The organism is Enterococcus termitis, from assembly GCF_001730305.1.
GTDB classification, from domain to species: domain Bacteria; phylum Bacillota; class Bacilli; order Lactobacillales; family Enterococcaceae; genus Enterococcus_L; species Enterococcus_L termitis.
This window is the reverse complement of sequence record NZ_MIJY01000001.1, coordinates 59,689-74,597: the sequence shown is the minus strand read 5'-3', so window position 1 is coordinate 74,597 and position 14,909 is coordinate 59,689. Positions and strand designations below refer to the sequence as shown.

Here is a 14,909-nt window from a genome sequence, read left to right as displayed (position 1 = left end):
CCGTTAAGCAATTCATGAGTTATGTTCAGAAAGACAACTGACAGGCGTGTTCAATGAAGATTCGTTATTTCCTTGCAGCAACCGGAAACTCTCTTAAACAAATACAGTCATTTACTAATCTGATCATCGTTTTTTCATTTTATTCTCATTTATTTCTAAACAATTTATCACGAATATTACAGTTAGTCAATAGTTTTTTTATAAAATAACCTCGTTTCGCAGAATAGGAAAGCTATTTGGAAGAATTTTCCAGTATACTGTAGGCATCAGTAATAAAGGAGAACTTCTATGAAACCTCAAACGTGGAGCCAACTGCTGATCGAGATTGAAAATCAGTTGAGCACAACTATTACAGCAGAAGAAGTAGCAAGTAGAGTTGGTTATTCTGTCTATTATTTTTATCGACTTTTTTCAGCACATATGGGCCGTTCCTTTTCAGCTTATGTTTTAGAAAGGCGTTTAAAACAAGTACTGCATACGGTCAATAATGGAAAGACTTGGCTAGAAGCCGCCGCTCTATATGGTTTTGACACCTATGCTGGATTTTATAAAGCTTTCGTTAAAGAATATGGCTGCTCACCAAGGAAATACTTAGAAATTTATAAACATGAGAACAAAAAAATAGAGATACCGGAGGTACTATTTGTGCGATTAAGTAAACAAGAAATCAGAAGAATCCTAAAAAATTGGGCTATTGATCCTGCTTTGACAATAACAGATGTCTCGACGAGCAACAGCCTCAATCATCCAAAGGCTGTTTGGAAAATAGGTGATAGATACTTTTTGCATCAGACAAAAGATAGAAATGGAGAACTTAAAAATATAGCGATTGCAGAAGCTTTAGGAAAACAGCAGCTTGCTTCTTCTCTCCCGATTCTTACGAAAGCTGGTCAAACGTTTATTGAGGAAGATTCTTTGCTTATTTTAAAGAAAGGCGTAGAAGGAACTGCTTTGTCGATTGCAGAAATTTTGGGTGCCTCTTCTAAACAATATGCTTTTTCTTATGGACAAGCTATCGCAAAACTTCATAAAGCTTTTTTAGAGCTAGAGACACACATTCTATGTGACTCTTCAGATTTATTCGAGCAATTAAAATCATGGGCTATTCCAAAAGTAAAAAAACAAGTAGAACAATGGGCACTCGCTATACCAAGTGACTTTTTTGATAGCTACCTCACTGCTTTTTCACAATTGAAAGATGAATTGCCTACCCAAATCATCCATCGTGATCCTAATTTCAGCAATATTCTGTTTTTAGATCAGAAAATCAGCGGCTTTATCGATTTTGATCTATCAGAAAAAACTATTCGTTTGTTTGATCCTTGTTATTGTGCCACAAGTATTTTAAGCAGCTTGTCAGCTGATCAGTATGAACAGTGGTTACCGATCTTAAATGGAATTTTGCAAGGTTATGATCAGGAAAATCCTTTGACTCTTGAGGAAAAAAAGGCGCTATTTTATGTTATTTGTGCGATTCAACTGATTTGTGTTGCTTATTTTAGTGATCAGGATAACGCTGATGACACAACTAAACAATTGGCACAAACTAATCGAAACATGTTGGAATATATCGTTCAAAAAAAGGAAGAGATTCAAGCTATTTTTAACGAAAACTGACGCGTTAGTCCATCATAAAAAGCTAAGATGTGACGAGGAAATACTCAATCACATCTTAGCTTATTTTAAATTAGTCTAACAACTACTTTCTGGATCAGACTTCTACTGGAAAATAAACATCCACAACATTTTTTTCAGGTGGCGTTGAATTTGGATCCGTCTGATAAATTTCAAATGGGACACCGACCATTTTATAGCCTTGTTCTTCGATCCATTTTATTAAGTTACTGTATGCCGAATCCAGTCCAGTATAGGGACCGACATAAGTAGAAAAGGCACACAAGCATGAAGGCTTAATCTGTGTATCTTTTGTCTGCTCTATAACCGGAACAGCAATTTCCATATCTGTATTTTCTGGATCGAAATCTGGACTATGATAGACAGTCATTGGCGGACCGGAGGGGGTGAAATTTCCTGTATTCACTCGACTAAATAATTCAGCCAAAAGTGTTCCCGTCTCTTTTACATTCATTTGCTTTCTGATAGAAAGAACATTCATTTCTGGTACTTCTGTGAGTTTCACTTCGATTTCATTCAAATAAGACATTAGTTTTTTCCCCTTTTCTAGTGTGGTTAAATCGTTAGCTAAACGATTCAGCAATAAAGAGTAATGCTGCATTTTTGCGGTGATCTCTTTTTCCTTTTGCGTAATTGTTTGATGCAACAGTGCTTGATCTTGATCGCTTTTCAATACTTGGTTGATTTCTTCTAACGAAAAAGTATATTCTTTTAGTCGTTTGATCAGCAAAATCGTTTCCAGCTGGCTAACATCATAATAGCGGTACCCACTAGATACATCAGTATAGCTTGGTTTTAATAGATCGATCTCGTCGTAATAACGCAATGTTTTCGGCGAAACCTGTGAAACCTTTGAAAAATCACCAATCGATAGCATACATTACCTCCTGCTTTTTTATTCTGTGCCTCGAGACACTCTTAGCATATAGCTTCCAGTAAGGGGAAGGTCAACTGCAATCTAAAAATTTTTTCTATTTTCTTTTTCCATCGTTACCAACGCATAGTTTAATAATTCGAACACGCGTGAAAAAAACAGCGGTCGAGCAAAGACTTTAGTATCATTACACACACTAGCCGCTTCTTTAAAGCGTTTATCGATTGCTTTATATCTAGGTGATGCAACGTGAAAACTGCCCTTTCTTTCAAAAATTTTCTCATATTCGGCTTCAAAATCTAGTGCTTTAGCAAGTTTTTTTAGTTGTTTAGCGGAGACTTCTATTGTACTTTGGACAAGTTCATCTTCTGTATCAATAATTGAATAGCATTGATTTGCATCAATAAAGTAAAGATCACCATAAACAATTGGGTACTGCCTCTCTCCAATAGCGATTTGACCATTTTCTACAAATAACTGCATGATCTTGATATTTTCCTGATCACTTTGATTGCCTGTCGCCGGTCCAATAGTTTGATAGGTACAAGACAAATCCTTCATCATTTCAACACCTTCTTTCTTTTTTTGCCAAGCATAACTAACTAAATATAATTTTAATGAAAATACATGACAATTTCAATGCTTGTATAAGGTAATTATTTTTATGTTAGTCTTACCAATATACGTACATTTTTGTAAGGTATTTGTTCGGCAAATCCCACGCCAAAGTAGTTTTATTTTTCTATACTGATACATGTAACGAATAATCGATTTAGGAGAATAAAAATGAACGCAAACCAATTAAAACTATTCATGATGAGCTTGATGGTCCTGGATCATCTGGCCCCTTTATTACCACCACAATTTGTTGTACCATTTTCAATACTTACTCGTTGTGTAGGTGTATTTTTCGGATTTATGGCAGTGGAAGGATTTCACTATACACGTAATCGTAAAAATTATTTACTACGCTTATACGGATTTGCAGCTATCATGTTTGTCGGAAACACTTTGATAAATATGACCTTGTTAAAAGATTCTATTTGGCAAGTTCATAATAATATCTTTTTAACGCTCGCAATCGGTGTCAGTCTCTTGTGGGCATTGGACTTTGCTCTTCGTGTCAAGGAACCCTTGTTTAAGCTTTCAGCTGGTCTACTTGCCTTTTTATTATTCGCTGTAGCTATTATTGGAGTAGTAGAAGGTGGCTTTATTATCATTCCGTTTATGTTGATCAGCTACTTTTTCAGAGAAAAAACCAAAAAACGAGATGTTGCTTACCTGATATTTTCTGCCTTCTTACTGTTGACGACATTTATCGGATTACCTGAATATTCACTTAAACTAGTTTTAACAACACTAGAAATGAATCCTGACTTTTTATTTATCACTGTCATTCCTTTCCTTCATTTGTATAATGGCAAAAAAGGCAGCCATAGTCCCTTCTTCAAATATCTGTTCTATATTTTTTATCCAGCTCATTTATGGTTCATTGCATTGCTCGTTTCATTTTCAACTCATTGATAAAATTAATTGAATAAATGCAAAAAACAGAGGAGGTCAAGACATAACTCAAAAAGTTGTGTCTTGACCTCCTAAAATTCTCATTAACACTCTCTGCTTCCAACTGCTCTTCGTTGGAGCTGATCGCCCGATTTATCATACAAGACGTTGAATAATCTGTTTTTGACAAATACATGATACGTTGTTATTTATATTTAGCCTGAATTTTCTTTGGTAATTTGCTTAGGACCAACTCATAGGATTGTTTAAGGAACATAGCCAGCTGCTCATCTGTAAAAGAAGAACGTTCCAATAAAAATGAATTCCAATGCGTTTTATTCGCATAATATCCTGGAGTGACATCTGGATATTGCTCTCGTAAAAGCTCATTTTCCTCGGGTACTCCTTTAACGGTCATTACGAGTTCCCCTTTATTATTCTTTCCGAGCATACAAAATCCCTTTTTCTCGATTTCAAAATACTCACAATCCCAATCGCTGCGGTAAGCGACGGTTGCCCCCGGCCATTTTTTAGCTGCCCCTTTTAAATAGTCGATTTTCTTATCCAACTTGCTTCCTCCTATTCATTACAAAATAGACTTAACAAATTACCATCTGCATCTTTGATGATCGCATAGTGTTGCCCCCAAAAAGCATGCCAAGGTTCTTTAAAAATCTCATAGCCAAATTGTTTCATTTTTTCGCATATTTGGTTGATCTCTTCAGGCGATGCACACAGGAATGCAAGCTCGATTTTATCTCCTGCACTTTTTGGCGGATAGCCGTAAATTCCTTCGATCATTTTTTTCGTATTTAAGGAAATTCGTATGCCTTCATGAGCCAACTCTACATAGTCAGCCTCTTTTTCTCCTAGCGCTTGAAATCCTAATCGTTCATAAAACAGCACTGCTTCTTCCATAGACTCTACAATAATACCTACCATATCCAGTTTCATTTCGATTCTTCCTTCCTTCGATTTTTCTCCATTATAGTCAATGATTCAAAAACTGTCTTGTATTATTCCGACATGGGTACTAATTTCTTGAGGAGTCAATCCTGTCATTTTTTTCATCTTCTTACTATAATGAGACTGATCAAAAAAAGCATATTTTGTTACTAAATCTAAATGCTTGATTTGCGGATTCCTTGCAATCTCTTGATACACTTTCTGAAAACGTAATATATCGAACACTTCATAAGGAGTCAAACCAATCTCTTCTTTAAACAGGCGTTGCAGACTTCTTTCAGAAATAATTATTTCTGATAATAGCGCTCCATATTCTTTGGGACAGGAATACGCATTTATAAAGGTGGAGATCACCGTGGATAGTTCATTATCCAACTGATTCAATTTCTTCAAAAAATACTGATCCAAACACTGAATCACTGCTGTAACCGATGTAGCAGGCGATAATTGTTCCGACAATTCTTGCGACATATTCTTTTGGACCTCTTCCAATGCCCAAAGTTGATTTTTCATTTCTTTGAACGAATACTTTAAAAAAGGATACATGCCGCCTAAATGAAAACGAATACCAAAATAGATATCCTCTTGTGCTCCGTACGAGTAAAAAAAAGTTGTACTTGGGCCACAAAGCTTAATAGATAAAACAGCAAATTCCCTGTTTAACTGAATGATTAAGTCTGAACATAGATCTGGAATAATTCGAGAAGTGCTCTGACTTTCTTTTGACAAACTAAGCCAATAGGATTGAATATATGGCTGTAACCGTGGATCAGGTAGAATTTCCTGATAGTGATTCGTTCGTTCCTGCCAAACTTTTGGACGATAGTTCATCAGCGCTTCCTCCTTTTAACAACTGTTTCTCTTCTTGATGCAAATTATACCATGTATTGTTGTGTCTGCGTTTTTTCCTGAATTAGTTATAGCTGCTTTTCCTAACAATAATGCTCTATCAAATACTTTCTTTTACATTTGTTCACTTTTAAAAGGAAATGGTCGTACGTTCTCTCTTTATTAATCTAATCATATTTTAATACTTACTAAAAGTAAAAACTTCTATTACCATCAATATATTGGAAAAACAGCTGGAAAACGTTATCATTTCGATGTTGTTTTCTTAGTACAAATAAAATACGGATTTTTTTAAGATTAATATATTATTAAATGGTCAAAAAAAGCTTTTTCTGATAAACTTATGATGATGGCTTTTTTGAAAGGAAGAAATATATGACCCCGAATCGTGAAGATTACCTAAAATTGATTTTTGAATTAGGCGGAGATGAAACTAAAATCAACAATAAACAAATCGTTTCTGGTCTAGATGTTTCAGCAGCATCTGTCAGCGAGATGATCTCAAAGTTAGTAAAAGAAAAATTAGTTGAACACTCACCTTATCAAGGCGTTCAGCTAACAGAATTAGGGTTAAAAAAAGCAAGTACCCTCATTCGCAAACACCGGTTATGGGAAGTATTTCTCGTTGAACACCTAAACTACTCGTGGAACGAAGTTCATGATGATGCAGAAGTTCTGGAACATGTCACCTCTCAAACTTTAGCGAATCGGCTATCAGAATATTTAAACAAACCTAAATTTTGTCCTCATGGTGGCGTGATTCCTGAAGATGATCAGCCTGTCCATGAAGAAAAGCGTCAAACGCTGATTGATTATCCTATCGGTACAACCATTCGTATTGCACGTGTACTAGATGAAAAAGATTTATTAGATTATCTGGTCTCCATCGATCTCAATATTCATGAAGAGTATCAAATCGATGAGATTGCAGCCTATGAAGGTCCCATCAGCATCAGTAATAAACAAAAGCAACTGGCGATCAGCTACAAAGCTGCAAGTACGATTTTTGTTGATCGAATAGAAGAAAGCGAGGAATTGAGATGAATGAAAAAATAGCATTATTTACAATTTTCGGTGGTACTGGAGATTTAGCTAAACGAAAGCTTTATCCTTCTTTATTCAGACTGTACCGCAAAGGTAATTTAGCCGAGCATTTCGCTGTGATTGGTACTGCCCGAAGAGAATGGACTGATGAGCATTACCGCGAAATCGTCCGTGAAACAATCAAAGACCTAGCGCCTTCTGATGAAGAAGCCGAAGCCTTTTCAAGTCATTTTTATTACCAATCTCACAATGTGAATGATTCAGAGCATTATGATACCTTAAAAAAATTATCTGATACATTAAATGACAAGTATGACTTAGGCGGCAATCATATTTATTATCTAGCTATGGCACCTCAATTCTTTGGCACGATCGTACAACATTTAAAATCACAACAGATTCTGACTGAACAAGGTTTTGACCGCTTGATCATTGAAAAGCCTTTTGGATCTGATTACGCATCTGCTTACCAATTAAATGAAGAAATTCGGGCTGTTTTTCCTGAACAGGATATTTTTCGAATCGACCACTACTTAGGAAAAGAAATGATCCAGAATATTTCTGCCATTCGTTTTGCAAATAATATTTTTGAATCCCAGTGGAACAATCGTTATATTGACAACGTTCAAATCACCTTTGCTGAAAGTCTAGGTGTAGAAGATCGCGGTGGTTACTATGATCACAGCGGTGCATTAAAAGACATGGTTCAAAATCATATCCTGCAAGTAGTCGCATTATTAGCAATGGAGCCGCCTGTAGCCTTTTCAGAAGCAGATATTCGAGCTGAAAAAGTTAAAGCTTTACAAGCGATTCGTCTCTATTCTGAAAAAGAAGCCTTAGAAAATTTTGTTCGAGGACAATACGGACCTGGCAAATTAGACGACCAAACCTTCATCAGCTATCGTGAAGAACCAAATGTAGACGAAAATTCTCAAACAGAAACATTTGTAGCTGGTAAATTTTTGATTGATAACTTCCGTTGGTCTGGTGTACCCTTTTATATCCGCACAGGAAAACGTCTGACCGAAAAAGGAACACGGATCAATATTGTCTTTAAACAAGTTCCTATCAATGTATTTAAAGACGATGTCGACCATTGTGGAGAGAAAAATGATTTACCGCCGAATGTTTTAACGATTTATATTCAGCCGACAGAAGGCTTCTCACTTACATTAAATGGTAAAGAAATTGGTCAGGGCTTTACTACAGCACCTGTCAAACTAGACTATCGTCATAGTGCAGAAACAACAGGAAATAGTCCTGAAGCGTATGAAAAACTTCTATTAGATAGTTTAAATGGTGATGGAACGAACTTTTCACACTGGGATGAAGTTGCTCAGTCTTGGCGAATCGTCGATATTATTCGTCAGGCTTGGGATAAAACAACTGTAGACTTCCCTAATTACTCTGCTGGCTCAATGGGACCTGATGCTGCATTTGATTTATTAGACCGTGATCATTTTTCTTGGGATTGGCAACCAGATACTTGGTACCGTGAACGTGGAAAACTTTAATAATTTTGGAGGAATACATGAATAAACTAACGATCAAAATACCGCTTTTTTGTACGGCTGCTGCTCTTGTACTTGGAATGAACAGTGTTGCTTATGCTGAAGAGAGTACAATAACAAGCAGCTCTACAGCTGAAACGACAACGAGCAGTACGACAGCTCCTAGTCAAAGAACAACAGAATCCGATGCTTTACCAACAGAAGATAGTAAAACAACAAGCTCTACAGCTGTTGAATCAACAGAAAAAACAGAGCAAAGTACAGATTCAGAAGAAACAGACAGTCAGCTTTATTTCGATGACTATTATCTACCGTCAAATCGTTCTGACCTAAATCCTACTGTCCAAACGCGTAGTCTAGCTCCACGTTTATCAATGGATGTAGTTAATGCAGGTGAAGGCAATCGACCAGGTTCACATTTTATCGATATCTCTTCTCACAATGGTTCAATTTCCGTGGCAAACTTTCAAAAAATGAAAAATTACGGAATCAAAGGTGTGGTTGTCAAACTAACTGAAAGCACCAACTATGTGAATCCATATGCACAAGAGCAAATAAACAATGCCACAGCTGCTGGATTAAAAGTTTCTGCTTATCATTATGCTCACTATACCTCTAGTGCTATAGCATCTAGTGAAGCAAATTATTTTGCTTCATTGGCAAATACATTTAAACTACCTAAATCCACTGTGATGGTCATTGATATTGAAGAAGGAAAAATGCTGAACACTGCTTTAACACCTAACACAACTAGCTTTGTGAACGTCTTAAAAGCAAATGGATTTTCTAATATCATGTACTATATGAACCGTTCATATGCCACAAGCGGTTACTTTTCTACCAGTACATTCGGGGCAAAAAATATGTGGGTCGCTCAATATCCATATACGCCCACAGCTGATATGAATTGGAACAGCGAGTTTTCTTCATGGCAATGGTCTTCTCAATATTATATTCCAGGAATTGCTCATCCTTTTGACATTTCCATGGATTACACTGGCTTTTTAGAGAATGGTGCCCAAGGAAAATGGTTAAGTGCCAATCAGTATGTAACAGTCACGAAAAAGAATTACTCAATCTGGTCAAACTTTAACTTTACCTCTGCATTGACAAACACGACAGCTGTTTACAACAAAACTTATAAAGTAACTGGAAAATATCAACACATGAACGGCAGCACTTACTATTCTCTTTATGATAATAATGGGACTTGGAAAGGCTACGTAAATGCTGAAGCAACCACTAAGGCTTCCGGCGCACAAGGAAATTGGCTGAGTGAAAATAAATACGTAACACTGACTAAATCTGGACAAACAATCTGGAGCGACATCAATACTTTTTCCAGTAAAAAAGGAAGTACCACGGATTATTACCAACAAACCTTTAAAGTAACTGGTAAATATAATCATGTCAACGGTGCAGTTTACTATTCTCTTTACGATAATAACGGCAAATGGGTCGGCTATATAAATGCAAGTTTTGTAAGTTCTGCGACAGGCCCTCAAGGTGCTTGGTTAAGTGAAAACAAATACGTCACTTTTACTAAAAAAGGACAAACGATTTGGAGTAACATCGACGCTTTTTCTAGTAAAAAAGGAAACACTACTGATCTTTATCAAAAAACATACAAAGTAACCGGGAAATACCATCATATTGCAGGACCTGTCTATTATTCTCTTTATGACAATAATGGTAAATGGGCTGGTTATATAAATGCTAGCGGTCCAACGGTAGCAGCAGGTCCTCAAGGTGCTTGGTTAAGTAACAATGACTATGTCACAATTACCTCAAAAAATACCACTCTTTGGGGCAATATCGATAATTTCTCTAGTAAAAAAGGCAATACTACCGATATTTACCAACAAACGTTTCATGCCAAAGGAAAGTATAATCATATAGCGAATGTTACCTATTATTCTCTGTATGATAACAACGGCAAATGGGTCGGTTATTTAAATTCTGGTGCCGCGACCGTTGCTCCTGGTTCTCAAGGTATTTGGATCAAAAATGATGAACAAGTAAAAATTAATAAAAAAGATTACACTATTTGGTCGGATATCGATAATTTTTCAGCTAAAAAAGGAAATACCACTGATATTTATGGAAAAACCTATCATGCAAAAGGAATATACAAACACTTCTCTGGTGCTGCTTACTATTCACTTTATGACAATGCCAGTGGCAAATGGATCGGTTATCTAAATACTAATGCAACAATTGTTGTTGAATAGATTTATTAAGGGTAACAGAAAACGAAAAATTCGTTTTCTGTTACCCTTTTTTGATTCCAAAATAAAGCTATGACAACACACAAGAGCGGTTATGTTCAGCACGCTAAATTCGAATACAAAAAAACCTGTACAACACTCATGCTACGAGCATTGTACAGGTTTTTCTTTTATCCAATTTTCACCAAGACCTACCTACCGATTAACGATAATGAAGCTGGTGTTCGAGATTGCGCAACGTTGGCCACAATCTCATTGTATCTATTCTTTTAAGCTTCAAATCCTTCAGCAACTGCTTCTGGATAGTTTTCTTCAACGATTGCTGCACAGCGGCCGCATAATTGAGGAAGTTTTTCATCTTCTCCTACATCTGTGCGCACTGCACGACAGCGATCACACGTTTCTCCTGCAGCTTTTTCCACAAGAATCGACATATCTTCAAATTTCTCAACATTTTCTGGAGCTGTTGCAGTTTTATCTGCTACTTCAAAATCCGATACAATCAACAATTGAGCCACATCTGCATCAACAGCGTTTAGTAACTCACGGATTTGTTCATTTGGATAAACAGTGACTTTGGCTTCTAATGATTTACCGATCAATTTAGAATTACGTGCTTCCTCCAATGCTTTTAAGACATTATCTCTAAAGTCCATAAAGGCTGCCCATAAGTCCAGCAATTCTTGTTGATTCGCAAATTCTTCGTAGCCAGGGAATTCAGCTAATTGAACATATTCTTCTTCTTCTTTCAAGAAGCTCCAGATTTCTTCTGAAGTATGCGGGATGATCGGTGTTAATAATTTTGTTAACGCAACAGCTGTTTGATAGAACACTGTTTGCATACAACGACGTTGATAATTATCTTCTGCTTCAATATAAACAACATCTTTGGCAAAATCTAAATAAAAGGCAGATAGATCTACAGTTAAGAAATTCATCACCGTACGATAGATTTGCATAAAGTTGTATTTTTCGTAGCCCTTTTCACGGATTTCCTCGATGACTTGATTTAAACGAACAACCATATATTTATCCACAGAACGTAATTCTTCATAAGCAACTGTATGCTCTTTTGGTTCAAAATCGCTTGTATTAGCTAATAAGAAACGCATAGTATTACGGATTTTACGATAAACTTCGGAAACTTGATTTAAAATATCCATAGATACACGTACATCTGCTTCATAATCTACACTACTTACCCACAGACGCAAGATATCTGCACCCATTTGTTTGATTACTTTATCAGGTAAGATCGTATTTCCTAGTGATTTACTCATTTTACGTCCTTCACCGTCTAAGGTAAAGCCTTGTGATAATACAGCTTTGTATGGCGCTACACCATTGATTGCTACGCTTGTAGTAATACTTGAATTAAACCAGCCGCGGTATTGGTCTGAACCTTCTAAATACATATCTGCTGGGAAGGTTAACTCTGGACGTTGACGTAATACAGCTTCATGAGAAGAACCAGAATCAAACCAAACATCCATAATATCATTTTCTTTTGTAAATTCACCATTTGGCGAACCAGGATGAGTAAAGCCTTCTGGTAGTAAGTCTTTTGCTTCACGTTTGAACCATACGTTTGAGCCGTGTTCCGCAAATAAATTTGCAACATGATCGATTGTTTCTGGCGTAATGATCGCTTCCCCATTTTCAGCGTAGAAAATTGGTAACGGTACTCCCCACGCACGTTGACGGGAAATGACCCAATCTCCACGGTCACGAATCATATTATATAGACGTGTTTTTCCCCAAGGAAGAATCCAGTCAACTTTTTCAACCTCATCCAAGATATTTTGACGGAATTTGTCGATTGATGCAAACCATTGTGGTGTTGCACGATAAATAACTGGCTTTTTCGTACGCCAATCATGTGGATAACTATGAGTAAAGAAGTCCAATTTTAATAGTGCATCTTTTTCGTCTAAAAGAGCTGTGATCATTGGATTTGCTTTATCATAGAAAACACCTTCAAAACCAGGCGCTTCATCCGTAAATACACCACGATTATCCACAGGTGAAAGAACATCTAAATTGTATTTTTTACTTACGATGTAGTCATCTTCACCATGTCCAGGAGCTGTATGAACCAATCCAGTACCCGCATCTAAAGTAACATGATCACCTAACATTACTAATGATGTACGATCATAGAATGGATGCTGTGCTGTCATATATTCCATATCTTGACCGGAAATCGTTTCAAGTACTTCTACATCCTCCCAGCCGATTGCTTCTTTGACTGTTTCTAATAAATCTTTTGCTACCACATATTTTTTGCCAAATGCTTTTACAACGACATACTGATATGTTGGATTTACAGAGATGCCCAGATTAGCAGGAAGTGTCCATGGTGTTGTTGTCCAGATAACAAAGGATGTATCTGTATCTAAAATCCCCTTGCCATCAGCCACTTTAAAGGCCACATAAATCGAAGCTGATTTGACATCTTTATATTCGATTTCTGCTTCTGCTAATGAAGATTCACTTGAAGGTGACCAGTAAATTGGTTTTAAGCCTTTATAGATATAGCCTTTTTCAGCCATTTTACCGAACACACGGATTTCTGCTGCTTCATAAGATGGATCTAATGTGATATATGGATGATCCCAATCACCAGCTACTCCTAAACGTTTGAAATCTGCACGTTGTGTGTCAACTTGTGAGCGAGCGTATTCTTCACATTTCTCACGATATTCAGCTAACGACATTTCTTTTCTTTTAATTCCTTTATTGGTCAAAACTTGCTCAATAGGTAATCCATGTGTATCCCAGCCTGGAACATAAGGAGAACGGAAACCAGACATTGATTTTGAGCGGATAATGATATCTTTACTGATTTTATTTAAAGAATGTCCTAAATGGATATTCCCATTCGCATATGGTGGTCCATCATGTAAAACGAACGTCGGTTTACCTTCATTGAGTTTTTGACGCTTTTCATAAATTTTTTGTTCTTCCCATTCTTTTTGCCACTCTACTTCACGATTTGGTAAATTACCCCGCATTGGGAAAGCTGTTTTGCCCAATTGCAATGTTTCTTTCATTTTCATTTTTATTCCTCACTTTCTTTTGTTACAGGTTGATGTATCAATTAAAGAGGTTCCAGCTCTGGCTTTTGTCTCTTTTGGTTAGTTGTTTTCAATTTGAGATTTTCCTTAGCATTTTCTTGATTCAATATGATGATCACTTCTTTTACCAAGTACTTTTCAACATCTACTCTGGCAAAGCCAGTCGCAGTGTTTCAATACGAAAGACACTTCGCTCAACTGGTTCGCCAAGTACTTTTCAACATCTGCTCTGGCAATGCCAGTCGCAGTGTTGAAAAGCAAAAAAGTACCTTCATCCCTAGGGACGAAAGTACTCGTGTTACCACCCAAATTCAAAATAATCCACTCATGTGGTTTATTTCCTCTGTGATTGGTAACGAAATCACTCGTCAAGTTTTACTGTATTCAAACTTGAGTAAAATAGAGGATCTTTTCAATACCAGGGTCTGTCAAACTCTCACTGTCATTGACTCGCTAAAAGAATGGTTATTGACTTTTCTGTTCTATTTTTTTACTTGTCTATTTAGGTTCTTTGTTTAATAAATCCAACATTGCTTTTGGATCAAGCGCAGCTTGTTCTAACGTTGGTTGTTCATCTACAGCCGGTTCTGATGTAGTTGCTGTTGGTGCAGGTGTGTCATCTTCTTTATCAAGCTCTTTCGCTAATACTTCTTTGATTACTGTATGTGAATCGCTGACATAGCTTGAGAATGGTTTTAATAATTCGTTCCACTCTTCACTTTTCACTTGTTCTAATTGTGCTTCAAGCATCAAGCTTAAACGTTGATGGAATACACGTGTTTTTTTCTTCAAATCATCTGTTTCAGCAGCCAACTGACGCGCACGATCTGTAGCATCTGTCAAAATTTCTTTTGCTTTTTCTTCAGCTGATGTAATCAAGTTTGTTGAACGTTTTTCAGCTGATGAAATCATTTCATTCGCTGTATTTTCAGCAGATGTCACAATCACTTCAGATTCTTTGTTCGCGCTTGTTTTTACTTTATCCGCAGTATCTTGAGCAACAATGATTGATTGATTCAATGCATCTTTCAATTCATTGAAATATTGTAGTTTTTCTTCTGCATGTTTTAATGATTTTTCAAGTTCACGTGTTTTTTGAAGGGAATCTTCATAATCTTTCGTTACTTGATCTAAAAAATCATCGACATCGTCTTGATTGTATCCTCTCATTTTTGTAGAGAAGTTTTTGTTTTGAATATCTAATGGAGTTAATGCCATATTC

General features: G+C 36.5%; 12 protein-coding genes and 1 other annotated feature (1 of these 13 running past the window's edge). Of the genes, 5 read left to right on the top strand and 7 right to left on the bottom strand.

Annotated features, from left to right (window positions below):
• Positions 1 to 136 (bottom strand) — a binding site (T-box leader); it reaches 126 nt to the left of the window's first position.
• 152 nt (positions 137 to 288) lie between these two features.
• Positions 289 to 1,617: a helix-turn-helix domain-containing protein gene (locus BCR25_RS19740; RefSeq protein ID WP_083242546.1), complete on the top strand. Its 1,329-nt coding sequence runs from the start codon at positions 289 to 291 to the stop codon at positions 1,615 to 1,617.
• Positions 1,618 to 1,711: 94 nt separating this feature from the next.
• On the opposite strand, the gene BCR25_RS00365 is transcribed toward BCR25_RS19740, so the two are convergent.
• Positions 1,712 to 2,512, bottom strand: coding sequence for a MerR family transcriptional regulator (locus BCR25_RS00365; RefSeq protein ID WP_069661628.1), 801 nt, complete (start codon positions 2,510 to 2,512; stop codon positions 1,712 to 1,714).
• Between the two features lie 81 nt (positions 2,513 to 2,593).
• Positions 2,594 to 3,073, bottom strand: coding sequence for a hypothetical protein (locus BCR25_RS00360; RefSeq protein WP_069661627.1), 480 nt, complete (start codon positions 3,071 to 3,073; stop codon positions 2,594 to 2,596).
• A 222-nt stretch (positions 3,074 to 3,295) separates the two neighbouring features.
• Between BCR25_RS00360 and BCR25_RS00355 the strand changes: the two genes are divergently transcribed.
• Positions 3,296 to 4,033, top strand: coding sequence for a TraX family protein (locus BCR25_RS00355; RefSeq protein WP_069661626.1), 738 nt, complete (start codon positions 3,296 to 3,298; stop codon positions 4,031 to 4,033).
• Positions 4,034 to 4,217: 184 nt separating this feature from the next.
• Here BCR25_RS00355 and BCR25_RS00350 read toward each other — a convergent pair whose 3' ends face one another.
• From BCR25_RS00350 to BCR25_RS00340, 3 genes are read right to left on the bottom strand one after another with little or no spacing between them, the layout of a single operon-like run.
• A complete protein-coding gene (locus BCR25_RS00350; protein ID WP_083242545.1) occupies positions 4,218 to 4,580 on the bottom strand; it encodes an MmcQ/YjbR family DNA-binding protein in 363 nt (120 codons plus the stop codon).
• Positions 4,581 to 4,591: 11 nt separating this feature from the next.
• Complete coding sequence (locus BCR25_RS00345; RefSeq protein ID WP_069661624.1) at positions 4,592 to 4,966, bottom strand: VOC family protein; 375 nt, start codon at positions 4,964 to 4,966, stop codon at positions 4,592 to 4,594.
• Between the two features lie 45 nt (positions 4,967 to 5,011).
• On the bottom strand, positions 5,012 to 5,809 hold the full coding sequence (locus tag BCR25_RS00340; protein ID WP_069661623.1) for an AraC family transcriptional regulator: 798 nt from the start codon (positions 5,807 to 5,809) through the stop codon (positions 5,012 to 5,014).
• 393 nt (positions 5,810 to 6,202) lie between these two features.
• Between BCR25_RS00340 and efaR the strand changes: the two genes are divergently transcribed.
• The 3 genes from efaR to BCR25_RS00325 are packed head-to-tail and all read left to right on the top strand — an operon-like array spanning position 6,203 to position 10,613.
• A complete protein-coding gene (gene efaR, locus BCR25_RS00335; protein WP_069661622.1) occupies positions 6,203 to 6,871 on the top strand; it encodes a transcriptional regulator EfaR in 669 nt (222 codons plus the stop codon).
• Positions 6,868 to 8,385, top strand: coding sequence for a glucose-6-phosphate dehydrogenase (zwf, locus tag BCR25_RS00330; RefSeq protein WP_069661621.1), 1,518 nt, complete (start codon positions 6,868 to 6,870; stop codon positions 8,383 to 8,385). The genes efaR and zwf overlap by 4 nt, the downstream gene beginning before the upstream one ends.
• A gap of 17 nt (positions 8,386 to 8,402) precedes the next feature.
• A complete protein-coding gene (locus BCR25_RS00325) occupies positions 8,403 to 10,613 on the top strand; it encodes a GH25 family lysozyme (RefSeq protein ID WP_083242544.1) in 2,211 nt (736 codons plus the stop codon).
• Between the two features lie 266 nt (positions 10,614 to 10,879).
• On the opposite strand, the gene ileS is transcribed toward BCR25_RS00325, so the two are convergent.
• Both ileS and BCR25_RS00315 read right to left on the bottom strand, forming a co-directional pair.
• Complete coding sequence (gene ileS / locus BCR25_RS00320) at positions 10,880 to 13,669, bottom strand: isoleucine--tRNA ligase (RefSeq protein ID WP_069661620.1); 2,790 nt, start codon at positions 13,667 to 13,669, stop codon at positions 10,880 to 10,882.
• A 516-nt stretch (positions 13,670 to 14,185) separates the two neighbouring features.
• Positions 14,186 to 14,905 carry a DivIVA domain-containing protein gene (locus BCR25_RS00315; RefSeq protein ID WP_069661619.1) on the bottom strand — a complete coding sequence of 240 codons (720 nt, stop codon included), beginning with the start codon at positions 14,903 to 14,905 and terminating at the stop codon, positions 14,186 to 14,188.
• Positions 14,906 to 14,909 lie beyond the last annotated feature (4 nt).